Below are 26,157 nucleotides of genomic sequence, written 5' to 3' on the forward strand. Positions count from 1 at the left end.
CGGCCAGCCGGGACGGGTCGATCTTGCTGCGGACGGTGCTCGGGCTCTGCTCGGTCAGGTAGTCCAGCGCGGCCAGCAACTGGTCACCGCGGCTGTCGGGCTGGTCGTAGATGGTGTTCGTGTCGATGGTGATGACCACGAACCCCTGCGAGGCCAGCCTGCGGCCCATCCAGGAGATGCTGGACTGCGTGGCGGTGAACCCCGGCGAGATGGCGAGCGCGCCGTAGGTGCCCTCGCTGGTGCTGGTCGGGTAGTAGATGGTGCCACCGCCGAAGCCGGAAACCAGCCCGGAAACCGTGGTCTGGGACGTGGCGAACGGGCCGGTGGTGGCTTCGATGCTGGAGTTCGTCGGGTCGGGCCCGCGCTCGTAGGGGTTCTCCTGGGCCACGGCGGCCGGCGAGGCGAACGCGGCGGCGCCGAGCGCGAGGGCGAGCGCGGCACCGGTGAGTCGTTTGCGCACTTCGTTGTGCTCCTTCGGGGCAGACTGTCGGGGTGACGGTCGGGGGGTGAATGGCCAACAAGGTGACCGATGGTGTCGACTGTCGCACCCACCGCGCCCGCCCGGCATCGGTGAAATCACCGGCCCGCCGGTCGCCCTCGACGAGACCTCCGGCGGGCCCTCGCCCGTCTGCCTCGATCAAGTGCCCACGCACCGCCACCCCTTGGGGGAGCGCCCCACGCACCGGCCACCAGCGACCGGGCATTCCACGCCAGCCCGGGATCCGGGCACCACGCCGCCGATAAGCTCTCCCGTCGTGACCTCTCGTGCCGAGGACCTCGTCCGCCTGACCGCCCGCAAGCTCGCACGCGGAGAGCGGCTGGATCTGGGCACGCTCGCCGCCGAGGCGGGTATTTCCCGTGCAACGCTGTTCCGCCGCGTCGGCAACCGCGAGGACCTGCTCGGCGACGCGCTCTGGCTGATGTCCGAGCGCACCCTGCACCGGGCGGTCCGCCGCTGGGAGCACACCGCGGGCCCCGTCGTCCGCGATGCCGGAGGGCGGCTTCGCTGCCTGACCGTGATGAGCTGGTACCGCGCCGACGTGGCCGCCGCGAGCGGGCTGCGCGTGCTGCTGGACAACGAGCCGACCACGGCCATCCGGGTGCTCACCGCCCCGCACGGCCGCGTGCAGCCCCGGGTGATCGCGGCCTACCGCGAACTGCTCGCCCGCGACGTCGCCGACGGCGGGTTCACCCCGGTGGTCGACCTCGATTCGCTCAGCTTCGCGTTGGTGCGTCTGGGCGAATCCTTCCTCTACTCCGACGTGGTCGCGGCCAGGAAGCCGAACCTGGAAGCGGCGGCCAAGCTGCTGGGAGTGCTCGTCGAGGGCACCCCGGTGCCGGTGCGCTAGCCCCCAACGGTGGTTGTGAAACATTTCGCCTTGGTGTTTCATGCGGTCAGGCTCGTGTGCTTCCCGGACGGCGTTGTCCACTAAGGAGCGTCCCCATGCCAGAGACCTGGCTGCCCGGCTTCGGCCCCTCGCTGGACTACCCGGAGGTCGGCGTGCCCGCCGTCCTCGCCGGGTCGGCCCGGCGCTTCGGGGACCGAGCCGCCTTCGTGCACGGCGACGAGCGGATCACCTTCCGCGAACTCGGTGCGGCCGCGGCCGCCTTCGCCAACGGACTGCTGGCCGGCGGTCTCGCCCCCGGCGACCGGGTCGCCCTGCGCATGCCCAACTGCCTGGCCTACCCGGTGGCCTACTACGGCACGCTGCTGGCGGGCGGCACCTTCGTCCCGGTCAGCCCGCTGCTGCCGGAAGCCGCCGCCCGGGCGCAGCTCGCCGACGCGGGCGCGGTGCGCACGATCACCGCCGCCGACGTGCCGTTCCTCTGCCGGGGGGAGAGCGAAGCGCCGCCGGAACTCGACCTGGACGTGCACGCGCACCTGGCGCACCTCGCCTACACCGGCGGCACCACCGGGGTGTCCAAGGGCGTGCAGCTGCCGCACCGCAACGTCGTGGTGAACACGCTGCAGTTCGCCTGCTGGGGCACCGGGGCGGTGCCCGCGCTCGACGAACTCGGCGGGCTGGTGCTCGACCAGGTCGGCAGCGCGGACGAGTGGCCGACCCGCCTCGGCACCGGGGTCGCGATCAACCTCACGCCGTGGTTCCACGCCATGGGCACCATCGGCGGGCTGAACGTGCCGGTGCTCACGGGCACCACCGTCGTACTGCACTCCCGGCTGGACCCGGCCGCCTACCTCGCCGATGTCGAACGCCTCGGCGTCACCTCGATGGGCGGGGCGCCCGCGTTGTTCGCCGCGCTGCTGGCCTGCCCGGACATCCGGACCCGCGACCTCGGCACGGTCCGCGCGATCAGTTCGGGTGCCGCGCCGATGCCGCTGGAGGTGATCGACCAGCTGACCCGGCTGCTGCCGGACACCCCGATCCTGGAGGGCTACGGGCTGACCGAGGTCACCATGGGCGCCACCAGCACCCCGTCGCACCGGTCGGGGCTGCGCAAGGCGGGTGCGGTCGGGCGGCCGGTCTTCGACACCGAGGTGCGCCTGGTCTCCCTCGACGGCGACGGCACCGAGGTGGCCACCGGGGACCGCGGTGAGGTCTGCATCCGGGGACCGCAGGTGATGCGCGGGTACCACAACCGGCCCGACGCCACCGCCGAAGTGCTGCGGGACGGCTGGCTGCACACCGGCGACATCGGCGTGCTGGACGCGGACGGTTATCTGTCCATTGTGGACCGCAAGAAGGACATGCTGCTGTACAAGGGGTACAACGTCTACCCGCGGGAGCTGGAGGAGCTGCTGGTCGCGTTGCCGGGGGTGGCCGCCGCCGCGGTGGTCGGCCGTCCGGACCCGGCGGTCGGCGAGCTGCCGGTGGCCTTCGTGGTGCCCGCCGAGCCGGTGGTGTCCGGCGCCGACCTGCTCGACGCGGTCAACGCCAAGGTGCCGGCGTACAAGCGGGTGCGGGAGGTCCGGTTCGTGCCCGAACTGCCGGTGTCCGCGGCCGGGAAGATCCTCAAGCGGACCCTGCGCGAACAGCTGACATGACCGGCCCGCCGCTGTTCGGGCGGGACCGGGAGGTGGCGGTGCTCGACGACCTGCTGGCCACCGGGGGCGGGGTGGTGCGGTTCACCGGGCCGCCCGGCATCGGCAAGACGCGGTTGCTCGAGCACGCCAGGGCGAGCGGGCTGCGGCAGCTGGGGGCGACCGGCTGCCCGGCCGAACGCGGCCTGCGGTTCGGTGCCCTGCACCGCTTCCTGCAGCCGGTCGCGGACCCGCCCGCCGGGGTGCGCTTCGCCGCCGGGCGGGGTGGTCCGGAACCGGAGCAGTTCGTCCTGTTCAGCGCCCTGCACCGGTTGCTCACCGGACTCGGCCCGCTGCTCTGCTGGGCCGACGACACGCAGTGGTGGGACGAGCCGTCGCTGGCGGCGCTGGCGTTCGTGGCGCGGCGGCTGACCGGCGTGCCGGTGGTGCTGGTGTGCGCCACCGGGCCCGGTCCGCGGCGACCCGATCCGCTGGACGGCCTGCCCACCGTCCGGCTGGCGCCCCTGGACGACACCGCCGCGGCACGGCTGCTGCCACCCGGCGCGCCTGCGGAGCTGCTCGCGCTCGCCGGTGGCAACCCGCTGGACCTGCTGGAGCTGGCCGGATCCGGCGGGGGCACGCTGCCCGTGCACGGCCGTCAGCGCACGGCCTACCGGCGGGTGTTCGACGGGCTCTCCCCCGCGGCCCGGCGGTTCGTGTTGCTGGCGGCGTCGGAGTCGCCGCTGCGCGAAGCCGAGTTCATCCGCTGCGGGGCCGACGCCCGTGACGAGGCGATGGCGTCGGGGTTGCTCGCCAGCCCGGTCGTCCGCGCGACGCTCCGGGACGAGGCCGCGCCCGCCATGGCGACCGTGCTCGGTGAGGCGGCCCTGCGCGCCGGGGTGACGGAGGAGGCCGTGCACGCCTTCGAACGCGCGGCGGAACTGGGTGCGGACGGTCCGCAATGGCTGGTCCCGGCCGCCCGCGGGGCGTGGGAACTCGGCCACACCGGCTGGGCGCGGCAGCTGCTGCGCCGCGCCGGGGACCGGTTGCTGCAGGGGGAGATCGAACTGCGCGACGGTGAACCGGCGGTCGCCGCGCACGAACTGCTCTCCGCGGCCGAGACGCTGCCGCCCGCGGAGACCTCGGTCGCGCTGATGCTGGCCGGGGAGGCCCGGCGGATCAGCGGTGACCTGCGCGGGTTCGCCGCGATCGCGGCGCGCACCGCGCAACTGCGGCGCACCTCCGACACCCCGGGGGTGCGGCTCGCCGCCGCGCACACGCGCGGGCTGGCCGCGACCTTCGCCGGGCGGCACGACGAGGCGATCCCGGCATTGGAAGAGGCCCTGCGGATCGCCCCCGACGACGTGCGGAGCCAGGTCTGGGCGGCGGAGGCGTCGCTCGCCCTCGGCCGGACCGCCCAGGCGCACGAGTACGCGGCGGCCGCGGTCGCCCGCGCGCGGATCGACGCGGTGACCACGCTGCCGTGGGCGCTGATCCACCTCGGCATGTCGGCGGCCCTGCTCGACCGGCACCGCGCCGCCGTCGCCGCGGCGACCGAGGGACTGGCCGAAAGCGCCGGTCAGCGCACGTGCGCGGCGGAGAACCTGACCGTGCTGGCGTTGTCCGCCGCGCAACTCGGGGACACCAAGACCGCGCGGAAGTGGCTCGGCGAAGCCGAACCCGACCTCGACCGGCGCTCGCTCGGCAGGCCGCGGGCGATCGCCGCCTGGGCCGAGGTCTGCCTGGACCTGGCCACCGACCGGCCTGCCGACGCGCTGGCCCGGTTCCGCACGCTGTCCGCCGACACCGGGCACGCGCAACCGGCGATCGCCGTGCTGGCCACGCCGCTGCTGGTGGAAGCCGCGGTGCGGTGCGGGGAACCGGAGCACGCGGTGCGCGGGCTGCGGGTGCTCGACGGCTGGGCCGAGGCCACCGGCAGCGCCCAGTGGCGGGCGCTGGCCCAGCGGTGCCACGGCCTGCTGGCCCGCGATCCGGACGACGCCGACCGGCACTTCACCGCCGCGGTGGACCTGCACCGGCTGGCGCGCACCCCGCTGGAACTGGCGAAAACCCTGCTGTGCCAGGCGATGCGGTTGCGGCGGGACCGGCGTTTCCTGGACGCGCGGCAACTGCTCGGCGACGCCGCCCGGCTGTTCGACCGGCACGGCGCGGACTTCTGGGCGGTGCGGGCCCGCGCCGAACTCCGCGCGGCCGGCGGCGACCCGGCCGCCCCGGCGGACGGCGACCTGCCTTCGCTGACCCCGCAGCAGACCCAGATCTCGCTGCTGGTCGCCGGCGGCAAGACGAACCGGGAGATCGCGCGGCGGCTGGTGATCAGCCACCGCACGGTCGACCACCACCTGCGCAACATCTACACCAAGCTCGGCGTCCGGTCGCGGGTGGAACTCGCCGCATTGCTCGCGAAACGGGCCACGGCACCGCCGGTCGACGGCACCGGGCCCGGTCCGATCAGGACTTCATGAAGCTCGCGATCTCGTTCAGCACGGAGACGTCGGCGAGGAACCCGATGTGCGTCTGGCAGAGGACGTTGCTGTTCGACGCCCCGGAAAGGCGGGTGCTGGTGCAGGGCAGGATGATCCCGTCGCACGCGGAGCACCAGGTCGCGTACTCGGTGCTGCCCGGCGTTTCGTCCCCGGCGGTGAGCTGGCCGATGAACGCGGAACCCGGGTACCTCTGCTGGCAGGTCACCTGGATCAGGCAGGCCCCGGCGAAGGTGGTCCCGTGGTTCGCCCCGGCGATCGACGCGAGGTGGGTGACGTTGGCGTTGCCGTTGAGCACCTTCAGGTGGTACTGGCTGACCAGAGCAACCGGTTGCCCGGCCACCCCGCGGCCTGGAACACCGACCGCGCGGTGAGCCAGTTCGACGCGCTCCCGGTGTACCCGTGCACGAAGACCACCGGGGTGCTGGTGCCTGCACTGGCCGCGGGCACCGGCGAAACCACCGGTCTGGCGAACCCGTGGCCCGGGGGATCAGAGGAGGCGGTGCAACGGGACGGCACCCCTGGCGCGTTTCCGCCACTCCCGCGGGTAGCCCAGTGAGACCTCTTCGAAGCGGACGCCGTCGGCCTTGGTGGAGCGCGGGATGTGCAGGTGGCCGTAGACGGCGATCTCCGCGCGGAAGCGCAGGTGCCAGTCCTCGGTTTCGGTGGTCCCGCACCACATGGCGAACTCCGGCCAGTACAGCGGTTCGGTGGGGTGCCGGTGCAGGGGCCAGTGCGACATGAGGATGGTCTTGCGGTCCGCCGGGATCTCCATCAGCCGCTGCTCGGTGAGCTTCAGGCGCTGCGCGCACCACTCCTGCCGCGTCGGGTACGGGTCCGGGTGCAGGAAGTACTCGTCGGTGCAGACGACGCCGGCTTCCCGCGCCTGGTCCATCGCCACCGACAGCGGCCGTCCCTGCGCGGCGGGGGTGCGCCAGCTGTAGTCGTAGAGCAGGAACATCGGCGCGATGGTCAGCGGCTCCGGCCCGTGCTCCCACACCGCGAACTCGTCCTCGGGGGTGAGCACGTCGAGCTCCCGGCACCGGCGCACCAGCTCGTCGTACCTGGCCTGCCCGCGCAGCTGCACCGGGTCGCGGTCGGTGGTCCACAGCTCGTGGTTGCCCGGCACCCAGATCACCTTGGCGAACCGGTCGCGCAGCATCTTCAGCGTCTTCGTGATCGCCGGGACCTGCTCCCCCACGTCCCCGGCCACCAGCAGCCAGTCCTCCGGCCCGTCCGGGCGGATGGTGTCGACGACCTCGGCATTGCCTTCGTGGGTCACGTGCAGGTCACTGGTGGCGAAGAGGGTGGGCACGTCCCCTACGTTAGCGCCGGGTCGCGCCGCCGGGCCAAGCGCAGCAGCACCACCAGCCCGGCGGGCAGGAACAGGAACGCTTGAACGTCGAGCAAGACCTCCAGGCCGATCCGGTCGGCCAGCGCCCCGGCCACCTGCATGCCGGCCGCCTGCGCCACGGCGATGCCGGCGAAGGCGGTGCTGAGCACCCGCCCGGCCAGTTCGGGCGGGGTCACCGTCTGGATCACCGAAAGGACCCCGGTACCCAGGAAAACCCCAGGTCCACCGGCTACCGCGAACAAACCGGCGAACACCGCCATCGACGTGGTGACGTGCGCGGTGTTCCAGATCAGCGCCGAGTGCAGGCCCATCGCCAGCGCGCCCCAGCCGAGCAGTTTCGCCGGGGCGACGTGCCGCGCCGCGGTGGCGACCAGCACCCCCGCCGCCAGCCCGCCCAGCGCCTGAACACCACGCAACAGGCCCACATCGGCCTCCGTCCCCCGCAGCGTCCGGACCACAAAAACCAGGAAAAGCACCAGGAACATGCCCTGCGCGGCCGACTGCAGCACCACCGCCACCGAAGTGACGCGCAGCGCCGGGTTCCGCCGGATCTCGGCCAGCCCCTCGACCCACTGCCGCAGCACGTGCGGCCGCTCCCCCGGGTGCGGCCGGTCGACGGCGAACCGCGGCGCGAACAACACGGCGGCGAGCAGCAGCACCCCGGCGTAGACCCCCACCGTGAGGCCGAGGCCGCCGAGGCCGAGCAGCCAGCCCCCGGCCCACCCGCCTGCCAGCCTGGCCACGTTGGCGTTGACGCTCATCAGCCCGTTCGCCGCGGTCACCCGCTCGGGGCCGACCACCTGCGGGACGAGCGCGTTGCGGGCGGGTTCCGAGATCGCCGCGAGCCCGGCCTGCGCCGCCATCACCAGGAACAGCACCGCCACGTGCCCGGCCACCAGCAGCGGCACCGCCACCGCGGCCTGGGCCAGCGAGACCACGCACAGGACCCGGTGCCGGTTGCCGCGGTCGGCCAGCGGACCGGCGACCGGGCTGAGCACCACCGCGGGCACCAGCCCGACGATCATCATCACCGCGGTGGAGGCCGCCGAGCCGGTCAGCTGGTACATCGACAGCGGCAGCGAGACCTGCAGGATCCACTCGGCCACCTCGGAACACAGGGAGGCGGCCGACAACCTGGCGAACTTGGGTTCCCGCAGCAGCTTCACGCGCTCGGCTGCCCGTCGGCCTCGATGCGCCGGAACGCCCGCAGGCTGAAGTGCACCGGCTTGGCGTCGGCCGGGGCGTCCCGGCGGACGGTGGCGACGTACGGGCGGACGAGCGCGTCCACCGAGGCGACCAGCTCCGCCAGTTCGGCCGCGGTGAGGCGCAGGCCGTAGAAGTTGAGCGACGAGGCGTCGAGCCATTCGGCGTCGCCCTGCTCGGCGGTGTCGAGGTACCGCTGCGTCAGCACCTCCTCCTCACGCAGGCGCGTGCCGAACGCGGCGAGCTGGGCCGACCGGGCGGAGGGCTCGTCGGCGAGGTCACCGAAGTCGAGCCCGACGTGCTTCGACCGCCACGGCCGTTCGCGCCCGTCCCCGCCGTCGACCCGCTCCACCAAGCCGAACTCGGCGAGCTGACGCAGGTGCCAGCTGCAGTTCGACGCCGAGGAGCCGACCGCCACCGCGCATTCGCTGGCCGTGCGCTGGCCGACCGACATCAGGTAGTTCAGCAGCTCCGACCGCAGCGGGTGCGCCAGCGCCTTGAGCAGTTCCACCTCGCGGACCCGGGTCCGCGGCGGCAGCTCGGCCATGTCCACTCCGATCTGAAAGAGTTCTTTCGAAAGTTCTCTTTCAGGGTTACCCATTCGCCCGGAGAAAACAAGGGGTTGCTAATCCAACGTGAGTTGCGTTAGAGTTCTCGCATCATGGACCACTGACACCCAGCCCCTCACCCGCGTCCGCGGCCGATGCCCGGCGGGTGCCCCCTCCACATCCCGGGCCGGTGATGCTCCATGTCTTCTTCTGTGTCTTCTGTGTCTTCTTCGTTGTCCCTGCAAGCCAGCGACCTCACCTTCAGCTACGGCGACCGCGTCGTCTTCGACGGGCTCGACCTCGTCGCCGGTGCCGGGCAGCGGCTCGGGCTGGTCGGCGAGAACGGCGTCGGCAAGTCCACCCTGCTGCGGCTGCTCGCCGGGCTCGAAGAGCCGCACGCGGGCACCGTGCGCCGCGGTGGTGATCTCGGCTTCCTGGTGCAGGAGCTGCCCTTTCCCGGCGACGCCCGGTTCTCCGAGGTCGTCGACGACGCGCTGCGCGAGATCCGCGAGGCCGCCGCCCGGCTCGACCGGCTGACCGGGCAGCTGGCCGCGAATCCGGAGGACACCGCCGTGCTGGAGGAGTACGGCCGGGTCCTGGACTGGGCGCAGGCCCACGACCTGTGGGACGCCGATCGCCGCGCCGAGCTGGTCTGCGCCGGGCTCGGCCTGGCCGGGATCGAGCCGGACCGGCCGCTCGGCACGCTTTCCGGCGGCCAGCGGTCCCGGCTGGGCCTGGCCGCGCTGCTCATCCGGCAGCCGGAGACCCTGCTGCTCGACGAGCCGACGAACCACCTCGACGACGCGGGCATGGAGTTCCTCGAACGCCACCTCGCCGCGCTGCCCGGCGTGGTGGTGCTGTCCTCGCACGACCGCGTGTTCCTCGACGCGGTGTGCACCGCCATCGTCGACCTCGACCCGGCGCTGGGCGGGCCGACCCGGTACGGCGGCACCTATTCGGACTACCTGGTCCAGAAACGGGCCGAACGGGCGCGCTGGGAGCAGCGCTACGCGACCGAACAGGACGAACTCAAGCAGTTGAAGGAAGCCGTGGCGGTGACCGCGCGCAACGTGGCGCACAACCGGCCGCAGCGCGACAACGCGAAGATGCTCTACGACTTCAAGGGCGGCCGGGTGCAGAAGCAGATCTCCCGGCGGGTGCGCAACGCCCAGTTGCGCTACGAGGAACTCCGGCGCGACCAGGTCCGCAAACCACCGGCCCCGCTGCGGTTCTCGGCGGACCTGACCGCGGCCGCCACCGAAGGCGAACTCGCGTTGTCCGTGCGCGGGGTCGAGGTGCCCGGCAGGCTCCGGCTCGACCGGCTGGACCTGACCACCGACGACCGGCTGCTGGTCACCGGCGGCAACGGGGCCGGGAAGTCGACGCTGCTCAGCGTGCTGGCCGGGCGGCTGGAACCGGCACGCGGCACGGTCGACCGGGGCGCCGGGGTGCAGATCGGGCTGCTGGAGCAGGACGTCGTCTTCCCCGAGCCGGACCGGACCCCGCGGTCACTGGTCGGCGGCGGCGTGCTGGCCGAACTGGGCTTGCTCCCCCGGCGCGACCTGGACCGGCCGGTCGGGCAGCTCTCCGTGGGTCAGCGGCGCCGGGTCGCGCTGGCGCTGCTGCTCGCCGAGCCGCCACACGTGCTGCTGCTCGACGAACCGACCAACCACATCTCCCTCACCCTGGCCGAGGAACTGTTCGCCGCACTGGGCAGCGCACCCGGCGCGGTGGTCATCGCCTCGCACGACCGCTGGCTCCGCCGTGGCTGGACCGGCCGGGAACTGAGGCTGCACCACGGGAAGGAGGACCGCGTGGGTTGATCCCGGCCGCCGAGCCGAACGGGACGTGTCCGAAGAGGACGTGGAGCGCACGGCGGAGGCGCGGCGGCCGGAACCCCGGCTGGATTCAGAGCGCGATGCCCAGCAGGGCGTTGACGGCGTCGCGCACCAGCCCGGGTGCGGCGCCGTCGGTGCCCCGGCGGGTCAGCGCCTCGTCCACCCAGGCGTCGACGGCCGCCAGCGCCTTGGGCGTGTCGAGGTCGTCGGCGAGGTGGTCGCGCAGGCGGTCCACGGTGGGCTCGGCGGCCGGGCCGGCGGGCAGCGAGATCGCTTCCCGCCACCGCGACAACCGCGCCTCCGCCGCTTCGAGCAGTTCGTTCGTCCACGACCGGTCGCTGCGGTAGTGCCCGGCGAACAGGGCCAGCCGGATCGCGCCGGGGTCCACCTTGTCCGCCCGCAGCCGGGAAACGAACACCAGGTTGCCCTTGGACTTCGACATCTTCTCACCGTCGAGCCCGATCATGCCCGCGTGCACGTAGTGCCGCGCGAACGGGAACTCGCCGGAAAGCGCCTCGGCGTGCGCGGCGCTGTACTCGTGGTGCGGGAAGGCGAGGTCGGACCCGCCACCCTGGACGTCGAAGCCCATGCCGAGGCGGTTCACCGCGATCGCGCTGCACTCGATGTGCCAGCCGGGGCGCCCGGCGCCCAGTTCGGACTCCCACGACGGCTCACCGGGCCGCGCCACGCGCCACAGCAGCGCGTCCAGCGGATCCCGCTTGCCCTTCCGGTCCGGGTCCCCGCCGCGCTCGGCGAAGAACTTCGCCATGGTCTCGGCGTCGTACCCGGACTCGTAGCCGAACCGGCCGCTGCCGTCCTTGGCGAAGTAGATGTCGGGGAACTCCGGGTCGTCCACCCGGTAGGCCAGGCCGCTGGAGAGCAGCTTGCCGATCACCTCGACGATCTCCGGAATGGTCTCCACCGCCCCGACGAAGTCGCGGGGCGGGATGACCCGCAGCGCCTCCATGTCCTCCCGGAACAACGCGGTCTCCCGCATGCCGAGCACCACCCAGTCGTCCTGGTCGCGCTCGGCCCGCTCCAGCAGCGGATCGTCGATGTCGGTGACGTTCTGTACATAGTGGACGTCGTGACCGGCGTCCCGCCACAGCCGGTTCACCAGGTCGAACGCCAGGTAGGTGGCCGCGTGCCCGAGGTGGGTGGCGTCGTACGGGGTGATGCCGCAGACGTACAGCCTGGCCGTCGACCCCGGTGCCGTCGGCCGGAGCTGCCCGGTCGAGGTGTCGTGGAGCCGCAGGGGACGGGGCTTCCCGGGGACCCGGGGCACGTCGATCGAAGACCAAGTCTGCATGAGACCAGCGTAAGCCGCCGCCGGGGCCGCCTTCCCGCCCGGTGGGAGCAGTGGGCGGGAAGGCGGGCTTCTGCTACCCCGCGCGGGCGGCGTTCGCCACCGCGGCGTCCCGGATGAACTCGGCCAGGCCGGGGCGCTGGTCCGGCTCGCGCACCAGGAAGCCGAGCTGCACCGGCTCGCTCACGTAGAGCGCGGTGACGTTGCGATGCATCTCATAACCGCACTCCCCCATGAACGCGCCCAGCATGCCCCGGTGCTCCTCGGCCAGGTCCATCGCGGCCTCGCTGTCGGGCGCCGCGCCGGCGTCCAGCAACGCCAGCAGCCGCGCCACCCAGTCCCGGCGGACCCGCTCGGCCTCGGCCCAGTCCTGCTTGCCCATCGGCTCCCGGTTCCGCTGGGCCCACTGCCACTCCGGCGTGCCGCCCCAGCGGGCGGCGGCCTGCTCGGCGTACCCCTCCGGCTCGCGGAAGCCGCCGAACACCTCCAGCTTCTCCTCCGGTGTGAGCGACTCACCCATCATCTTCGCCTCCAGCACGTGCTCGACGGAGGCGACCATGCGCCGCAACCGCTCGATCCGCTCGTGCAGCAGCTCCCGCTGCCGCTTCAGGTGCCCGATCGGATCGGTCGACGGTTCGTCCACAATGGCCGCGATCGTCTCGAGGGGGAAGCCGAGCTCCCGGTACAGCAGGATGCGCTGCAACCGGTCCAGGTCGGCGTCGCTGTACCGGCGGTACCCGGCGGCACTGCGGCCGCTGGGCGTGAGCAGGCCGATCTCGTCGTAGTGGTGCAGCGTGCGCACGGTGACCCCGGCGAGTTCGGCCACCCGGCCGACCGGATGGCTCACGACTTTCCCCTCTCCCTTTTTCCGGCCGGTGTCCCGGCCCTGACGAAGACGACTCTGTCGCCTCACGTCACGTGAGGGTCAATCCCTCCCGACGCCCACAATCCGGCAAGCCCCGCACTCAGGTCCTCGCCGCTCGGCGCGCCCTCCGGGTCCAGCAGCCACTGCACGGAAAGCCCGTCGCAGACGGCGATGACAAAACTGGCCACCGCGGTGCAGCGCGGGTCCTCGGCCGACCAGCCCTCACCGACGGACCGCGCCACCAGTCCGGCCACCCTGGTGCGGCAGCGGCGGTACTGCTCGGCGAACTGCTCGCGCAGCGACGGCACCCGCTCGGCCTGCGCCAGTGCCTCCACATAGGACAGCAGCAGCGCGCGGCGGCTGTCCAGGTTCGCCAGCACCGTGGTCCAGGTCAGCCGCCCCCGCTCGATCGGCGGCACGCCCGGCTCGGCCATCGCGATGTCGGCCAGCTGGTTGGTCCACTCCTCGAACACCTCGCCGATGGCCTCGTTCAGCAACCCGGCCTTGGACCCGAAGTGGTAACCGATGGAGGCCAGGTTGGTGCCGGAGGCGGCGACCAGGTCACGCGCGGTGATGTGCGCGTAGCCCTTGTCCTCCAGCAGCCGCCGGGCGGCGGCCAGCAGTTCTTCGCGGTGACCCACCAGCACAGCGTAGTCGGCGCCCGTCTGGACAGCGGATCTATACGCGCGTATAAATCGGGAGCAGACGCCTCGGGAGGACCGCCATGACCAGCACCGCACCGACCCGTCCCGCCGCCACCACCGTGGCGCTGCCACCGGGGCCGCGCCTGCCGGTCGCCGTGCAGACCGTGCTCTTCGGCAGCTTCCGCCAGTTCCTCCTGCCGGTGGCCCGCCGCCGCTACGGCGACGTGGTCCGGCTGCGCATCTACCCCGAGCGCGACGTGGTCTCGCTGTCGAACCCCGACCACATCAAGGCGGTGTTCACCGGCCCGGCCACCACCTTCCACGCCGGCGAGGGCAACGCCATCCTCAAGCCGCTGATGGGTGCGCACTCGGTGCTGCTCACCGACGAGGACGAGCACCTGCGGGCGCGCAAGCTGCTGATGCCCGCGTTCAACGGCGCGGCGCTGCGCGGTTACCGCGACCTGGTCACCGAACTGACCGTCGCCGAGGTCGAGCGTTGGCCGCGCGGGCGGGTTTTCCGGTCCCACGAGCGGATGCAGGTGCTCACCCTGGAGGTGATCCTGCGGGTGGTGTTCGGCGTGGCCGACGGGCCGCGGCTGGACCGGCTGCGGGTGCTGCTGCGCCGCCTGCTCGACATCGGCCCGCTCGACATCTTCGGCTGGCACAACCGGAACCTGCAGAAGATCGGGCCGTGGCGGCGCAACGCGCAGCGGCAGGCCGAAATCGACGAGCTGATCTACGCCGAGATCGCCGACCGCCGCCGCGCGGACGACTTGGCGGACCGCGGCGACGTGCTCTCACGGCTGCTCACCGTGCCCGGCGACGATCCGCTCACCGATGCCGAACTGCGCGACCAGCTGATCACCTTGCTGCTGGCCGGGCACGAAACCACGGCGACCACGCTCGGCTGGGCGTTCCACGAACTCGCCCGCGATCCCGTCCGCCTGCGCACGGCCACCGAAGCCGCCGATTCGGGCGACGAAAAATACCTCGAAGCGGTGACCAAGGAGGCGATGCGGCTGCACCCGGTGATCCACGAGGTCGCCCGGCGGCTCACCGAAGACGTGGAGATCGGCGGTTACCTGGTGCCCGCCGGGTTCACCGTGCAGCCGTCGATCGCACTGGTGCAAGCCGATCCGGCGCACCACCCCGAGCCGGACCGGTTCCGGCCGGAGCGCTTCCTCGACGGCAACCCGCCCGCCGGCACCTGGTTCCCGTTCGGCGGTGGCATCCGCCGGTGCCTCGGCGCCGGTTTCTCCCTGATGGAAGCCGGTGTCGTGCTGGGTGAAGTGCTGCGGCGCTATCACCTGTCCCCCGATCGGCGGAATTCCGAACGCCCGAAACCGCGGCACATCACCATGGTGCCCGCCCGCGGAGCGAAAATCCTTGTCACTGAACGGAAATGATCGCCACCAAATGGTGACGTGAACGCTGTTGCGTTCCGCCTCCGTCCGCCGATTCAACCCAGAAGCACATTTTTTTTCGAGCGAGGGGAATCGACATGACGGACGGCACGAGCGGGACCACGGGACGGTACCTGGTCCTGCTGGAAGAAGACTCAGCCGTGGCGGGGGCCCGGAGCATGGTCGACGTCGCCGGGTTGCGGACGGCGAGCACGGCGGACCTCTACGACACCTCCACGGCCAGTTCGCTCGGCGACGCCGACGGACTGCTGCTGCACGAACTCGGCGTCGCGGTGGTCACCGCGGCCGAGGACCAGGTCGCCGCGCTCTCCGCGGCGGCGGACCAGCCGGGCCCGATCTCCCGGGTGGAAGCCGAGCGCACGGTGTTCGCGATCTCGCCGGCCACGCCGACGGCGGAGCCGGCCGCGATCGACGAGAAGTTGTTCACCTGGGGGCTGCAGGCCACCCGGGCGCACGAAAGCGAGTTCAGCGGCAAGGGCATCCGGGTGGCGGTGCTCGACACCGGGGTGGACGTCAAGCACCCCGACTTCGCCGGGCGCACGCTGGTCACCAGCTCGTTCGTCACCGGTGAGGACGTGCAGGACGGCAACGGCCACGGCACGCACTGCATCGGCACCTCGTGCGGGCCGCGCAAGGTCGACGGCGGGCCGGGGTACGGCATCGCCTACGAGGCCGAGATCTACGCGGGCAAGGTGCTCGGCAACTCCGGTTCCGGCTCCGACGGCGGCATCCTGGCCGGCATCTCCTGGGCGATCAGCAACGGCTGCGCGATCATCTCCATGTCACTGGGGGCGGACACCAATCCGGGTGACCCGTTCTCGCCGGTCTACGAACAGGTCGCCCAGCGCGCGCTCAGCCGGGGCACGCTGATCATCGCCGCGGCGGGCAACGCCAGCGAACGGGCCGACGGCCGCATCGCGCCGATCGGGCACCCGGCGAACTGCCCGTCGATCCTGGCCGTCGGCGCGGTCGACTCGGCAGGCGCGATCGCCGACTTCTCCTCCGGTTCGGTGGACCCCGGGCACGGCGTGGACATCAGCGGGCCGGGCGTGAACGTGCACTCGGCCTGGCCGATGCCCACGCGCTACCGCAGCATCAGCGGCACCAGCATGGCCACCCCGCACGTGTCGGGGCTCGCCGCGCTCGTGGCGCAGAAGTACGGCGCCCGCGGCTGGGAGCTGTGGGGCAGGCTGTCGCAGTGCTCGCTGCGCACCGGGTTGTCTTCCCAGGACTCGGGTGTTGGACTGGTTCAGGCCCCCTGAGCGGAGGAGCGGCGATGACCGAGAGTCGCAAAGTGATCGTGTCCATCGCCGAGGAGCAGTTGTCCTCGATCCCCGCCGTGGTGAGCGAGCTGGAGAAGGCCGGGCTCACCGTGGACGCGGTGCTCGAACCGATCGGCACGGTCACCGGGTCGATCGGTTCGGGTGACGTCGCCGCGCTGCAGGACGTGCCGGGAGTCCGGAACGTGGAGCTGCAGCGCGACGCCGGTACCCGCTAGCGCCTGTCCTCGAAGCGGGTGTGGTCGGTCTGCTCTGATCTTGGGTCGTGCTCCGCGGGCACGAGTTGACCGAGGAGCAGTGGCGGGCGATCGAGCCGTTGTTGCCCGCTTCGGGTGTGAAGGGGCGTCCGGGGGTGGACGACCGTCGGGTGATCAACGGGATGCGGTTCCAGGCCGAGACCGGGGTCGGCTGGCGTGACCTGCCGGAACGTCACGGGCCGTGGAAGACGGTCTGCAACCGGTTCTGGCGCTGGTCACGCAGCGGCACCCCCATCGCACTGGTGACCAGGGTCCGCGTCATCGCCGAGGCGATCGACGCACTCGACCGCGAGGTCTCGGTGGACTCCAGCATCGTGCGGGCCCACCAGCACGCCGCCGGTGCCAGGTGATCATGCCATCGGCCGGTCCCGCGGCGGACCCACGACCAAGATCCACCTGGCCTGCGACGGCCACGGTCGGCCGCTGTCCATGGTCCTGACCGGCGCCGACGTCAACGACTGCACCAGTTCACCCGCGTCATCGCCGACCAGGCTACTCGTCCAAGGTGATCCGCTCTCACCTGCGCGAACGAGGAATCCCGGCCACGATCCCGCAACGCCGTGACCAGCAGGCCAACCGCACACGCCAAGGCCGGACCGGCGGACGACCGCCGGCCTTCGACCGCACCGCCCGCACACGCCGCGACGTGGTCGAACGCTGCTTCAACCGGTTCAAGCAGTTCCGTGCCATCGCGACCGGGTTCGACAAGACCGCCACCTCCTACCGAGGCATGCTCGGCCTGGCCACCTTGCTCATCTGGCTTGGAGGCCGGGCTCTAGCGCCGCGGCCGGGTCAGCTGCGGTTGCGCAGGTAGTCGTCGACCACGGCGGCGCCGAGGCCGTCCAGGTCCGGGGCCACCACGCGGCCGCCGGAGCGGCGGGCGATCAGGTTCACGAACGAGGTCAGGCGCGGGTCGTCACCGAGGCGGAACACGGTGACGGCCGCGCCCAGCTTCGCCAGCCGGTCCACCTCGCCGATGGTCCGGCGGATGGTCTGCGGCAGCGGCGGGTAGGAGAACTCCGCCTCCCCGTCGGCCGCCAGGTGAGCGGTCGGCTCCCCGTCGGTCACCAGCAGCACCACCGGCCGCGCGTCCGGGTGCCGCCGCAGGTGGCGCCCGGCCAGCAGCAGCGCGTGGTGGGCGTTCGTGCCCTGCTCCCACGCGCCCTCCAGGCCGACCAGATCACCCAGTTCCACCGGTGCCGCGTACCGCCCGAAGGTGATCAGCTGCAGCGCGTCGTTGCGGAACCGGGTGGAGATCAGCTGGTGCAGGGCCAGCGCGGTGCGCTTCATCGGCAGCCACCTGCCCTCCTGCACCATCGACCACGAGGTGTCCACGCACAACGCCACCGCGGCACGGGAGCGGTGCTCGGTCTCGGTGATCTCCACGTCGGCCACGTCCAGCCGCACCGCCGCCGCACCGGCGGAGGCGGTGCGCAGCACCGCGTTGCGCACGGTGCGGGAGGCGTCCCACGGCTGGGTGTCGCCGAAGCGCCACGGCCGGGTCGAGCCGGTCGGCTCCCCCGCCGCACCCGCCGACGCCGTCTCGCGCTCGCCGGTGCGCCCGCGCAACGTGCGCACCACGTCCGACAGCGCGGTCTCCCCCAGCCGGCGCAACGCCTTGGGGGACAAGCGGAGTGAGCCGTCCGTGGAGCGTTCGAACAGGCCCTGCCCACGCAGTTCCCGTTCGAGTTCGGACAACCGCCGCGCGTCGACCGCCGCGTCCTCCCCGAGTTGCCGGGTCAGCGCCTCCAGGTCGATGTCGTCCAGGCTCGCGCCGGGGTGGGACTGCGCCAGCTGCTCGGCCAGCGCGTCGAGTTCGGCGAGGTCGGCCATCGCCTGCGCGCCTTCGCCGAGGCCCATCGGGTTGTTCCCGCGGAACCGCCCGGCCGAGTCCCAGTCCTCCCCCGGCCGCAGCGCCCGCAGCTGAGCATCCAAATCGGACAGTTGCTGGGCCAGTTCCGGGCTGCCGAACGCCTGCTGCGACAGCTCGGCCAGTTCGGCCCGCTGCTCCGGGGTCATCGAGTTGAGCATGCGCTGGGCCGCCGCCGCCCTGGCGGCCAGCGCGTCGATCAGCTCGTCGATGTTCCCGGGGTTCTCCGGGAAGAACTCGCCGTGCCGCCGCATGAACTCGGTGAAGCGCTCGTGGACGTCGGAGAAGCCCTGCGCGTGCGCGGCCAGCAACGCGTTGAGGTCGGCGAGCATCTGCCGGACCCGTTCGACGTCTTCGGGCCGCGTGCTCTGCAGCGCCTCCTTCATGCCCTGGAACCGCGAATCGAGCAGTTCCTTGCCGAGCAGTTCCTGGATCTTCTCGTAGTTCTCCCGGCCCTGCTCGGACCGCCACGAATACTCGGCCAGCTCCCGGACCGCCGCCGCGGTGCCCGGCGGCAGCGCGTCGAGGCGGGCTTCGTCGAACCGCGCGTCGTCGGACGGATCCGGGAACAACGCGCGCTTCTCCGCGTCGAGCGCTTCGCCCAGCAGGCGCCGGACCTCGTTGAGCGTGCCGTCGAGGTTGTTGCGCCGCTGGATCTCCGAACGCCGCTGCCAGAGCCGGCGGGTCAGTTCGTCCAGGCCGGTGGTGGACCGGGTGCCGCGCCGCAGCAGTTCCTCCAGCGCCGCACGGGGTGACGAGCCGCCCAGCACGTCCCGGCCGATCTCGTCGAGCGCGTCGCGGAGATCGGCGGGCGGGGCCAGCGGGTCGGGACCGTCGTGCCACGGGCCGTAGGCGTAGGTCATGGCCCGTACACCGTGCTGGTGCCGTCCTCGTCCTTGGCCAGCCGCCTGGCGAGGTAGAGCGATTCCAGCGCCAGCTCCACCGCGGCGGCGATGCGCCCCGGCGGGTCGTCGGCGGACACCCCGGCGCGGTGGGCGACCTCGTGCAGCAGCGGCAGTTCCGGCAGCGCGGCGAGCACGTCGGCACCGGGCACGCGGTCACCGGTGGCGACCAGGTGGCCGTCGGCGACCACGTCGGCGAGCGGGCGCAGGTCGAGCCCGGCGAACCGCTCGCGCGCGGTCTCGGCGACCGCCCGGCGCAGCAGGTGCGTCAGGTGCTCGGTCTCGCGGCCCTCCTCCCCGGGCTCGAACTCGAGCTTGCCGCGCAGCACGGCGGGCACGGCCTCCAGGTCGACCGGCCGGGCCACGGCGGGCTCCTCACCGGTCAGCGCCGAGCGCCGCAACGCCGCCGCCGCGACGGTTTCCGCCGCCGCCACGGCGAACCGCGCGGACACCCCGGACCGCTGGTCGATCACGCTGGCCTCACGCAGGTTGCGCACGAAGCGGGCGAGCACCTCCAGCAGCGGGTCACCCACCTCGGCGACCAGCTGCGCCTCCTGCCGCACCACGCCCACCTCGGCCGAAAGCTCCAGCGGGTAGTGCGTGCGGATCTCGGCGCCGAAGCGGTCCTTCAGCGGGGTGATGATCCGGCCGCGGTTGGTGTAGTCCTCCGGGTTCGCCGTGGCCACCACCAGCACGTCCAGCGGCAGCCGCAGGGTGTAGCCGCGGACCTGGACGTCCCGCTCCTCCATCACGTTGAGCAGCGCGACCTGGATGCGCTCGGCCAGGTCGGGCAGCTCGTTGACGGCCACGATGCCGCGGTGCGCCCGCGGCACCAGTCCGAAGTGGATGGTCTCGGGGTCGCCGAGGCTGCGCCCTTCGGCCACCTTCACCGGGTCGACGTCGCCGATCAGGTCGCCGACCGAGGTGTCCGGGGTGGCCAGCTTCTCGGTGTAGCGCTCGCTCCGGTGCAGCCAGGCCACCGGCAGCGCGTCGCCGAGTTCGGCGGCCCGGCGCCGCGACGCCGGGGTGATCGGGTCGAGCGGGTGCTCGGGCAGCTCGGCGCCCTCGAGCACCGGCGTCCATTCGTCGAGCAGGCCGGCCAGGGTGCGCAGCAGCCGGGTCTTGCCCTGCCCGCGCTCCCCCAGCAGGACCACGTCGTGCCCGGCCAGCAGCGCGCGCTCCAGCTGCGGCAGCACGGTGCGGCCGAAGCCGACGATGCCCGGCCACGGGTCCTTCCCGGCGCGCAGGGCGGTGAGCAGGTTGTCGTGGATCTCGGTTTTCACGCTGCGCGGGGTGTACCCGGCGGCGCGGAGCTCCCCCGCGGTACGGGGGAGGTGTGCTGGTGCGGAGTTCACCCTTCCGACGCTACTGACCCCGGGCCGGTCCGTCGACGTGGACCAGCTCCAGGGCCCGGTACGCTTGACACCCGTGTGCAGTCCCAGTGCGTCCCTCGCGGTCTGGTCCTCGGCGTGGCTCCACGGTGCCGCGGCCTCCGACGACGCCCTCGACGCATTGCGGGTGTGGGGCGAGGACCACGAGGTGGTGGCGGCCGACCCGCTCGTCGCCGACGCCTTCGACATCCCGATCACCGGTGAGCGCCCGGCCGGGCTGGCGAGCTTCCTCACCGCGTTGCGGCGGCTCGGTGCCGGACCGGCGCGGTTCGTGCTGCCGGTGCCCGGCGACGTGCGCGGCCTCGGGGGCGGTGGCCCGCTGACCGAAGCCGCGCTGCGCGCGGGTGAGGCGGTGGTGTTCGCCGAGGTCGGCTACGGCGTGGTGCCCGAGCTCATCGCCGAGGGCCTGTACCGCTGGACGGTGCACCGGATCACCAGCGCGGCCCCGATGGAGTACCTCGCGCTCGGGGAGGCCGAGCACGGCCTGACCACGGCGACCAGGAGCAGCGCGGGTGCGTTGCAGGAGCTCGACGTCGCCAGGGAACGGCCGGGCGTGCGGGCCGAGCTGTCCGAGCGGCTGCGCCGGACGGCCCACGTGAGCTGGCCGCCGGGCACCCCCGGCCGCGCGCTGCGGGTGCTGCAGCGGGCCGAGGAGATCGGCGCGATCCTGGCGCTGGCGCACGCCGACGACCCCGGCGGGGCGCTTTCGGCGTCGGCCGCCCTCCGCCGCGCCGACGCGCTGCGCCCGCTGCACGACGCCGTGCGCACCGCCCGGTTCGCCGCGGTCAACGAGACGATCCGGGTGTTCGCCGACCAGCCGGACCGGTTGCCGTGATCGTGCTGGCGCACGTCAGCGATCTGCACGTCGACGGCGGGGCACGCAGTCTCGACCGGGCGGCGCGGGTGTTCGGCCACCTGGACGCGCTGCCGGTCGACGCGGTGCTGGTGACCGGCGACCTGGCCGACCACGGCCTGGCCGAGGAGTACGAACAGGTCGCCAAGCTGTTCGACGGCCCGCGAACCCCGCTGCACTGCCCCGGCAACCACGACGCACGCGGGCCGTACCGGGAGGTCCTGCTCGGCGAGCCCGCGAGCGACGAGCCGATCAACCAGGTGCGCCGCGTGGGCGGGGCCGTGTTCGCCCTGTGCGACTCCACCATTCCCGGCCGTGACGAGGGCTACCTCAGCGACGCGACCCTCACCTGGCTCGACTCGGTGCTCGCGGGGGCCGCCGGCGATCCGGTGTTCGTCTGCGTCCACCACCCGCCGGTCCAGCTGCACATCCCGGCCATCGACGACCTCCGGCAGTCGGGCGGGCAGCGGCTGGCCGCCGTGCTCCGCCGCCACCCCAACGTGGTCGCCGTGCTGTGCGGGCACGCGCACACCGCCGCGGCGAGCACGTTCGCCGGCGTGCCGCTGCTGGTCGCGCCGGGGGTCGTGTCGACGGTCCGGCTGCCGTGGGAACCCGGCGGCCTCGCCGACCTGGACGCACCACCCGCCGTCGCCTTCCACGTCCTCGCCGACGACGGGCGGCTGACCACGCACTACCGCGTCATCCCGGCGTCAGCCCGCTGACGGCTTCGGCTCGGTCCCGGGAAACCGCGACCTGCACCCTCAGCCGCGGGTTGCCGGGCGCTTCGCCGGTTCGCAGCAGGCGATCGCGCACGGGGCGCCGTTGACCGTGCAGCCCGCCACCGGGAACTCCGACAGCTTCCGCGCCGGCGCCCCGGCAACCTGCTCGCGCACCAGTTCCACCACCAGTTCGGCGAACCGCGGGTCGGTGCCGGGGGTGGCCGCGCGGGCGAAGCCCATGCCGAGTTCCGCGGCGCGTTCGGCGGCCTCGTTGTCCAGGTCCCAGATGACCTCGAGGTGGTCGGAGACAAAACCGACCGGGCAGACGACCACCGAGCGCACCCCCCGCCCGTGCAGCGCGTCGAGGTGGTCGACGATGTCCGGCTCCAGCCACGGCACCTGCGGCGGGCCGGAGCGCGACTGCCACACCACGTCGTAGGTCCCGGCCCCCACCTCGGCAGCCACCAACCGCGCCGCTTCGGCGATCTGGCGCGAATACCGGTGCCCGCCCTCTTCGGGGGGCCCGGCCGCCTTGTCCGCGCTGACCGGCACCGAGTGGGCCACGAACACGATCCGCGCGTCCGCCGGTTCGGCCAGTTCGGCGCGGGCGGTGCGCAGGGCGTCGGCGAAGGCGCCGATGAACAGCGGGTGGTCGAAGAACTGGCGCAGCTTGGTCAGCTCGGGGGCGTCCGCGCCGACGGCCGCCCGCGCGCGCTCGATGTCCTCGTCGTACTGGCGGCAGGCCGAGTAACCGCCGTAGGCGCTGGTCGGGAAGGCCAGTGCCCGGCGCACCCCGTCGGCGTGCATCCGCGCCAGGGTGTCCTCCACCATCGGCTGCCAGTTGCGGTTGCCGAAGTAGACCGGCAGGCCGACGCCCTGCGCCGCCAGCTCCTTCTCCACCGCCGCGATCGCGTCGCGGTTGAGCCGGTTGATCGGCGATACCCCGCCGAAGTGCTGGTAGTGCTCGGCGACCTCCTCGAGGCGTTCCCGCGGCACACCCCGGCCGCGGGTCACGTTCTCCAGGAACGGCATGACCTCGTCCGGACCCTCGGGCCCGCCGAACGACAACCACAGCAACGCGTCGTAACCCACGGTGTCCATCTTCCCCCGGTGATCCCGGCCACGCCCGCCCGGGGGTTTTGCATCAACCAGTCCAAAACAGGTACGGTGCCTCCCATGGCCCGACCCCGCGGATTCGACGAGCGCGCCGCCATCGACCGCGCGATGCACGCGTTCTGGCGAGGCGGCTACGAAGGCACCTCCACCCAGCAGCTGTGCGAGGCCACCGGCCTCGGGCGCAGCAGCATCTACAACACCTTCAGCAGCAAGCACGAGCTGTTCGCCCGGGCGCTCCAGCACTACTGCGACACCGCCACCCAGCACCAGATCGACTTCCTCGAAGGCCCGGGCTCACCCCGCGAGAAGCTGCGCACCCTGCTGCTGGGCACCGTGGCGGACGAGTTCACCAGCGACCACCACGGCTGCCTCGCGGTGAACACGCTCGCCGAACTCGGCGGCAAGGACCCGCAGATCAGCGCCCAGCTGGCGAAGGACACCGAGCGCTACGTCGCCGCCGTGCACGCCGTCGTGCGCGAAGGACAGCGCGACGGCGAGATCAACCGCGACCACGACCCGCTCACCCTCGCCCGGTTCCTGCACAGCCAGATCGGCGCGCTGCGGCTGAGCGCCCGCAGCGGCACCGACCGGCCCACCCTCGAGCGCATCGCGGAGCTGGCCCTCAGCACGCTCTGAACCACTCCCGCCCCGCCGGGACCCACGACTGCCCAAATTTTGAACCAATCGATCCAAAACGAAGGGGGACGGATGCCGATCGCCGTCTACGTGCTGGCGCTGAGCATCTTCGCGCTCGGCACCTCGGAGTTCATGCTGTCCGGGCTGCTGCCGCCGATCGCCGCCGACCTCGGCGTCGGCATTCCGGACGCCGGGCTGCTGATCTCCGCGTTCGCCGTGGGCATGCTGGTGGCCGCACCACTGCTGGCCGCGGCCACGCTCCGGCTGCCGCGCAAGCTCACCCTGCTCGGCATGCTCGCGGTGTTCCTGGCGGGCAACGTGGCCGGCGCCGTCGCACCCGGGTACGCGCTGCTGTTCGCCTCCCGGGTGGTCAGCGCGGCGGCCGCGGCCGGGTTCTGGGCGGTCGCGGCGGTCACCACGGTGGCCATGGTGCCGCCCGAACGGCGCGGCCGCGCGCTGGCGGTGATGGCGGGCGGGCTCACCGTGGCCAACGTGCTCGGCGTGCCGGCGGGCACCTGGCTCGGCCACTTCGCCGGCTGGCGTTCGGCGTTCTGGGCGGTGGCCGCGCTGACCGCGGTCGCGGTGCTCGGGGTGCTGCTGCTGGTGCCATCGGTCCGGCCCGCGGCCGAACGCCCCAGCCTGCGCGGCGAACTCCGGTCCTACCGCGACCCCCAGCTGTGGCTGGCTTTCGGCATCACCTCGGCGAGCACCGCGATGGCGATGGCCACCTTCAGCTACCTGGCCCCGCTGCTGACCGAGGTGAGCGGACTGCCGCCGGACTGGCTGCCCGCGGTGCTCGGCCTCTACGGCGTCGGCGCGGTCGTCGGCATCACCCTCGGCGGGCGGCTCGCCGACCTCCATCCACTCCGGACGCTCGCGGGCGGCATCGGGGCCGCGGTGGTGGTGTTCGCGGTGCTCGCCGCCGCCGGTTCGTCGGTCCCGGTGGCCGTGACGGCGGCGTTCCTGCTGGGGCTGACCGGCTTCCTCACCAATCCCGCGCTCAACGTGCGGGTGTTCGCCCTGGCCTCGGCCGCGCCGACGCTGGCCGGGGCGAGCAACGTCTCCGCGTTCAACGCCGGCATCGTGCTGGCGCCGTGGCTCGGCGGGCTGACCATCGAAGCCGGCCTCGGTTACCTCAGCGTCACCTGGGTGAGCATCGCGCTCGGCGGGCTGGCCCTCGGTGGTGTCGCCCTCGCCGCCGCCCGGCAGCGACGGCCCGTACTGGTTCCCGCACCGTGAAAGGAAAATCGATGAACACCCGAGAAGTGCTGGCCGAACTGGACCGCCGGATGACCGGCTGCGAACCCGCCCGGCTCGCGGAACTGTTCGCCGAGCACGTCGACTTCGACATCCCCGGCGACACCGCGACCGTGCCGTGGATCGGCAAGCGCACCACCCGCGCCGAGGTGCGTGCGTTCTTCGACGAACTGGACCGCTACCTGGAGCGGGACGTCTACCGGGTGGAACGGACCTTCGTGGACGGTGGGGAAGCGGTGCGCACCGGCCACCTGCGCTCACGCGTCCGCGCCACCGGACGCTGGATCGAAACCCGGTTCGCCATCGAGCTCACCGTGACCGGCGGGCTGATCACCCGCTACCACCTGCACGAGGACAGCTGGCACGTCGCCGAGGCGAACCGGGCCTGACCGGGAAGGGGCTTCCACCGCGGAAGCCCCTTCCCCCCGCGGTCACAGTCCGAGCATGTGCACGCCGCCGTCGACCCAGATCATCGAGCCGGTGGTGGCGGGCAGCCAGTCCGACAGCGCCACGCAGATGGACTTCGCCACCGGCGTCGGGTCGGTGGTGTCCCAGCCCAGCGGGGCCTTGTCGCCCCACATGTCCTCCAGCTCGCCGAAGCCGGGAATGGACTTGGCGGCCATGGTCTTCACCGGGCCCGCCGAGATCAGGTTCACCCGGATGCCCTTCGGCCCCAGGTCCCGCGCCAGGTAGCGGTTGACCGACTCCAGCGCCGCCTTCGCCACGCCCATCCAGTTGTAGGCGGGCCAGGCCACCCTGGCGTCGAAGTCCATGCCGACCACCGATGCGCCCGCGCCGAGCAGCGGCAGCACCGCGGTGGTCAGCGACTTGAACGAGTACGCCGAGACCTCGACCGCGGTCGAGACGTCCGCCCGCGGGGCGTCCAGGAACGGCGCGCCGAGGCAGCTCTGCGGGGCGAACCCGATCGAGTGCAGCACCCCGTCCAGGCCGTCGACGTGCTCGCGGACCCGGTCGGCCAGCGTGGCCAGGTGCTCGTCGTCCTGCACGTCCAGCTCGATCACCGGCGCGGGCTCGGGCAGGCGCTTGGCGATCCGCTCGACCAGCGACAGCCGCCCGAAACCGGTGAGCACCACCTTCGCGCCCTGTTCCTGCGCCACCTTCGCGGCGTGGAAGGCGATCGAGCCGTCGGTGATCACCCCGGTGATCAGCAGTCGCTTGCCTTCGAGCAGTCCGCTCACTACATACCTCCAGG

At 72.7% G+C, this 26,157-nt stretch carries 25 protein-coding genes and 1 pseudogene; 13 read left to right on the forward strand and 13 right to left on the reverse strand.

Annotated features, from left to right (window positions below; all coding sequences use genetic code 11):
* Nucleotides 1-460, reverse strand: a 460-nt coding sequence (locus tag AC07EG_RS25565) for a poly(ethylene terephthalate) hydrolase family protein (protein ID WP_478255711.1), incomplete at its 3' end; no start/stop codon positions are given.
* A gap of 295 nt (nucleotides 461-755) precedes the next feature.
* On the opposite strand from AC07EG_RS25565, the gene AC07EG_RS25570 reads away from it, so the two are divergent.
* The 3 genes from AC07EG_RS25570 to AC07EG_RS25580 all read left to right on the forward strand — a co-directional run bounded on the left by AC07EG_RS25570 (nucleotide 756) and on the right by AC07EG_RS25580 (nucleotide 5,463).
* A complete protein-coding gene (locus AC07EG_RS25570) occupies nucleotides 756-1,349 on the forward strand; it encodes a QsdR family transcriptional regulator (RefSeq protein ID WP_478255712.1) in 594 nt (197 codons plus the stop codon).
* A 95-nt stretch (nucleotides 1,350-1,444) separates the two neighbouring features.
* The gene (locus AC07EG_RS25575) at nucleotides 1,445-3,004 is read left to right on the forward strand and encodes a class I adenylate-forming enzyme family protein (protein WP_478255713.1); all 1,560 of its coding nucleotides are present in this window, start codon (nucleotides 1,445-1,447) and stop codon (nucleotides 3,002-3,004) included.
* Nucleotides 3,001-5,463 (forward strand): helix-turn-helix transcriptional regulator, encoded by a 2,463-nt coding sequence (locus AC07EG_RS25580; protein WP_478255714.1) that lies wholly within the window; start codon nucleotides 3,001-3,003, stop codon nucleotides 5,461-5,463. The genes AC07EG_RS25575 and AC07EG_RS25580 overlap by 4 nt, the downstream gene beginning before the upstream one ends.
* Here AC07EG_RS25580 and AC07EG_RS25585 read toward each other — a convergent pair.
* Genes AC07EG_RS25585 through AC07EG_RS25605 form a run of 5 tightly spaced genes read right to left on the reverse strand, consistent with a single transcriptional unit; the run spans nucleotide 5,450 to nucleotide 8,585 of the window.
* Nucleotides 5,450-5,779, reverse strand: coding sequence for a hypothetical protein (locus AC07EG_RS25585; protein ID WP_478255715.1), 330 nt, complete (start codon nucleotides 5,777-5,779; stop codon nucleotides 5,450-5,452). The genes AC07EG_RS25580 and AC07EG_RS25585 overlap by 14 nt on opposite strands.
* Before the next feature lie 2 nt (nucleotides 5,780-5,781).
* Entirely contained in the window at nucleotides 5,782-5,931 is a 150-nt protein-coding gene (locus AC07EG_RS25590) for a hypothetical protein (RefSeq protein WP_478255716.1), read from the reverse strand.
* Between the two features lie 40 nt (nucleotides 5,932-5,971).
* Entirely contained in the window at nucleotides 5,972-6,796 is an 825-nt protein-coding gene (locus AC07EG_RS25595) for a metallophosphoesterase family protein (protein ID WP_478255717.1), read from the reverse strand.
* Nucleotides 6,797-6,801: 5 nt separating this feature from the next.
* Nucleotides 6,802-8,001, reverse strand: a complete 1,200-nt coding sequence (locus tag AC07EG_RS25600) for an MFS transporter (protein WP_478255718.1) — start codon at nucleotides 7,999-8,001, stop codon at nucleotides 6,802-6,804.
* Nucleotides 7,998-8,585 carry an ArsR/SmtB family transcription factor gene (locus AC07EG_RS25605; RefSeq protein ID WP_478255719.1) on the reverse strand — a complete coding sequence of 196 codons (588 nt, stop codon included), beginning with the start codon at nucleotides 8,583-8,585 and terminating at the stop codon, nucleotides 7,998-8,000. Before AC07EG_RS25605 ends, AC07EG_RS25600 begins: the two co-directional genes overlap by 4 nt.
* Before the next feature lie 222 nt (nucleotides 8,586-8,807).
* On the opposite strand from AC07EG_RS25605, the gene AC07EG_RS25610 reads away from it, so the two are divergent.
* Nucleotides 8,808-10,409 (forward strand): ABC-F family ATP-binding cassette domain-containing protein, encoded by a 1,602-nt coding sequence (locus tag AC07EG_RS25610; RefSeq protein ID WP_478255720.1) that lies wholly within the window; start codon nucleotides 8,808-8,810, stop codon nucleotides 10,407-10,409.
* An 85-nt stretch (nucleotides 10,410-10,494) separates the two neighbouring features.
* Here the strand turns inward: AC07EG_RS25610 and mshC are convergent, their stop codons facing one another.
* From mshC to AC07EG_RS25625, 3 genes are all read right to left on the reverse strand, one after another.
* The gene (mshC, locus tag AC07EG_RS25615) at nucleotides 10,495-11,733 is read right to left on the reverse strand and encodes a cysteine--1-D-myo-inosityl 2-amino-2-deoxy-alpha-D-glucopyranoside ligase (protein WP_478255721.1); all 1,239 of its coding nucleotides are present in this window, start codon (nucleotides 11,731-11,733) and stop codon (nucleotides 10,495-10,497) included.
* A 73-nt stretch (nucleotides 11,734-11,806) separates the two neighbouring features.
* A complete protein-coding gene (locus tag AC07EG_RS25620) occupies nucleotides 11,807-12,577 on the reverse strand; it encodes a MerR family transcriptional regulator (protein ID WP_478255722.1) in 771 nt (256 codons plus the stop codon).
* Between the two features lie 62 nt (nucleotides 12,578-12,639).
* A complete protein-coding gene (locus AC07EG_RS25625) occupies nucleotides 12,640-13,236 on the reverse strand; it encodes a TetR/AcrR family transcriptional regulator (RefSeq protein ID WP_478255723.1) in 597 nt (198 codons plus the stop codon).
* Between the two features lie 83 nt (nucleotides 13,237-13,319).
* Here AC07EG_RS25625 and AC07EG_RS25630 point away from each other — a divergent pair, with 83 nt between their 5' ends.
* The 4 genes and pseudogenes from AC07EG_RS25630 (at nucleotide 13,320) to AC07EG_RS25645 (ending at nucleotide 17,014) form a co-directional block, all read left to right on the forward strand.
* On the forward strand, nucleotides 13,320-14,645 hold the full coding sequence (locus AC07EG_RS25630; protein WP_478255724.1) for a cytochrome P450: 1,326 nt from the start codon (nucleotides 13,320-13,322) through the stop codon (nucleotides 14,643-14,645).
* 95 nt (nucleotides 14,646-14,740) lie between these two features.
* Nucleotides 14,741-15,925 carry a S8 family peptidase gene (locus AC07EG_RS25635; RefSeq protein ID WP_478255725.1) on the forward strand — a complete coding sequence of 395 codons (1,185 nt, stop codon included), beginning with the start codon at nucleotides 14,741-14,743 and terminating at the stop codon, nucleotides 15,923-15,925.
* Nucleotides 15,926-15,939: 14 nt separating this feature from the next.
* The gene (locus AC07EG_RS25640) at nucleotides 15,940-16,161 is read left to right on the forward strand and encodes a hypothetical protein (RefSeq protein ID WP_478255726.1); all 222 of its coding nucleotides are present in this window, start codon (nucleotides 15,940-15,942) and stop codon (nucleotides 16,159-16,161) included.
* A gap of 47 nt (nucleotides 16,162-16,208) precedes the next feature.
* Nucleotides 16,209-17,014 (forward strand): annotated as a pseudogene (locus tag AC07EG_RS25645) (IS5 family transposase).
* Here AC07EG_RS25645 and AC07EG_RS25650 read toward each other — a convergent pair.
* Complete coding sequence (locus AC07EG_RS25650) at nucleotides 16,993-18,933, reverse strand: vWA domain-containing protein (RefSeq protein ID WP_478255727.1); 1,941 nt, start codon at nucleotides 18,931-18,933, stop codon at nucleotides 16,993-16,995. The pseudogene AC07EG_RS25645 and the gene AC07EG_RS25650 sit on opposite strands and share 22 nt — an antisense overlap.
* Nucleotides 18,930-20,327, reverse strand: coding sequence for a sigma 54-interacting transcriptional regulator (locus AC07EG_RS25655; protein WP_478255728.1), 1,398 nt, complete (start codon nucleotides 20,325-20,327; stop codon nucleotides 18,930-18,932). Before AC07EG_RS25655 ends, AC07EG_RS25650 begins: the two co-directional genes overlap by 4 nt.
* A gap of 73 nt (nucleotides 20,328-20,400) precedes the next feature.
* Between AC07EG_RS25655 and AC07EG_RS25660 the strand changes: the two genes are divergently transcribed.
* Both AC07EG_RS25660 and AC07EG_RS25665 read left to right on the forward strand, forming a co-directional pair.
* On the forward strand, nucleotides 20,401-21,198 hold the full coding sequence (locus AC07EG_RS25660) for a hypothetical protein (protein ID WP_478255729.1): 798 nt from the start codon (nucleotides 20,401-20,403) through the stop codon (nucleotides 21,196-21,198).
* Complete coding sequence (locus AC07EG_RS25665) at nucleotides 21,195-21,938, forward strand: metallophosphoesterase (protein ID WP_478255730.1); 744 nt, start codon at nucleotides 21,195-21,197, stop codon at nucleotides 21,936-21,938. Before AC07EG_RS25660 ends, AC07EG_RS25665 begins: the two co-directional genes overlap by 4 nt.
* Before the next feature lie 39 nt (nucleotides 21,939-21,977).
* Here AC07EG_RS25665 and AC07EG_RS25670 read toward each other — a convergent pair whose 3' ends face one another.
* Nucleotides 21,978-23,027 (reverse strand): ferrochelatase, encoded by a 1,050-nt coding sequence (locus AC07EG_RS25670; protein ID WP_478255946.1) that lies wholly within the window; start codon nucleotides 23,025-23,027, stop codon nucleotides 21,978-21,980.
* 84 nt (nucleotides 23,028-23,111) lie between these two features.
* Between AC07EG_RS25670 and AC07EG_RS25675 the strand changes: the two genes are divergently transcribed.
* The 3 genes from AC07EG_RS25675 to AC07EG_RS25685 all read left to right on the forward strand — a co-directional run bounded on the left by AC07EG_RS25675 (nucleotide 23,112) and on the right by AC07EG_RS25685 (nucleotide 25,333).
* Nucleotides 23,112-23,687: a TetR/AcrR family transcriptional regulator gene (locus tag AC07EG_RS25675; RefSeq protein WP_478255731.1), complete on the forward strand. Its 576-nt coding sequence runs from the start codon at nucleotides 23,112-23,114 to the stop codon at nucleotides 23,685-23,687.
* 72 nt (nucleotides 23,688-23,759) lie between these two features.
* Complete coding sequence (locus AC07EG_RS25680; RefSeq protein ID WP_478255732.1) at nucleotides 23,760-24,926, forward strand: Cmx/CmrA family chloramphenicol efflux MFS transporter; 1,167 nt, start codon at nucleotides 23,760-23,762, stop codon at nucleotides 24,924-24,926.
* An 11-nt stretch (nucleotides 24,927-24,937) separates the two neighbouring features.
* The gene (locus AC07EG_RS25685; protein WP_478255733.1) at nucleotides 24,938-25,333 is read left to right on the forward strand and encodes a nuclear transport factor 2 family protein; all 396 of its coding nucleotides are present in this window, start codon (nucleotides 24,938-24,940) and stop codon (nucleotides 25,331-25,333) included.
* 42 nt (nucleotides 25,334-25,375) lie between these two features.
* Here the strand turns inward: AC07EG_RS25685 and fabI are convergent, their stop codons facing one another.
* Nucleotides 25,376-26,143, reverse strand: a complete 768-nt coding sequence (gene fabI, locus AC07EG_RS25690) for an enoyl-ACP reductase FabI (protein WP_478255734.1) — start codon at nucleotides 26,141-26,143, stop codon at nucleotides 25,376-25,378.
* Nucleotides 26,144-26,157 lie beyond the last annotated feature (14 nt).

This window comes from Amycolatopsis sp. NPDC045836, from assembly GCF_056431745.1.

Bases quoted from the DNA above. Each gene is read 5' to 3' on its own strand.
- AC07EG_RS25575 (WP_478255713.1), top strand. From the start codon at position 1,445: ATGCCAGAGACCTGGCTGCCCGGCTTCGGCCCCTCGCTGGACTACCCG.
- AC07EG_RS25580 (WP_478255714.1), top strand. From the start codon at position 3,001: ATGACCGGCCCGCCGCTGTTCGGGCGGGACCGGGAGGTGGCGGTGCTC.
- AC07EG_RS25605 (WP_478255719.1), bottom strand. From the start codon at position 8,585: ATGGCCGAGCTGCCGCCGCGGACCCGGGTCCGCGAGGTGGAACTGCTC.
- mshC (WP_478255721.1), bottom strand. From the start codon at position 11,733: ATGCAGACTTGGTCTTCGATCGACGTGCCCCGGGTCCCCGGGAAGCCC.
- AC07EG_RS25630 (WP_478255724.1), top strand. From the start codon at position 13,320: ATGACCAGCACCGCACCGACCCGTCCCGCCGCCACCACCGTGGCGCTG.
- AC07EG_RS25635 (WP_478255725.1), top strand. From the start codon at position 14,741: ATGACGGACGGCACGAGCGGGACCACGGGACGGTACCTGGTCCTGCTG.
- AC07EG_RS25640 (WP_478255726.1), top strand. From the start codon at position 15,940: ATGACCGAGAGTCGCAAAGTGATCGTGTCCATCGCCGAGGAGCAGTTG.
- AC07EG_RS25650 (WP_478255727.1), bottom strand. From the start codon at position 18,933: ATGACCTACGCCTACGGCCCGTGGCACGACGGTCCCGACCCGCTGGCC.
- AC07EG_RS25675 (WP_478255731.1), top strand. From the start codon at position 23,112: ATGGCCCGACCCCGCGGATTCGACGAGCGCGCCGCCATCGACCGCGCG.
- AC07EG_RS25680 (WP_478255732.1), top strand. From the start codon at position 23,760: ATGCCGATCGCCGTCTACGTGCTGGCGCTGAGCATCTTCGCGCTCGGC.
- AC07EG_RS25685 (WP_478255733.1), top strand. From the start codon at position 24,938: ATGAACACCCGAGAAGTGCTGGCCGAACTGGACCGCCGGATGACCGGC.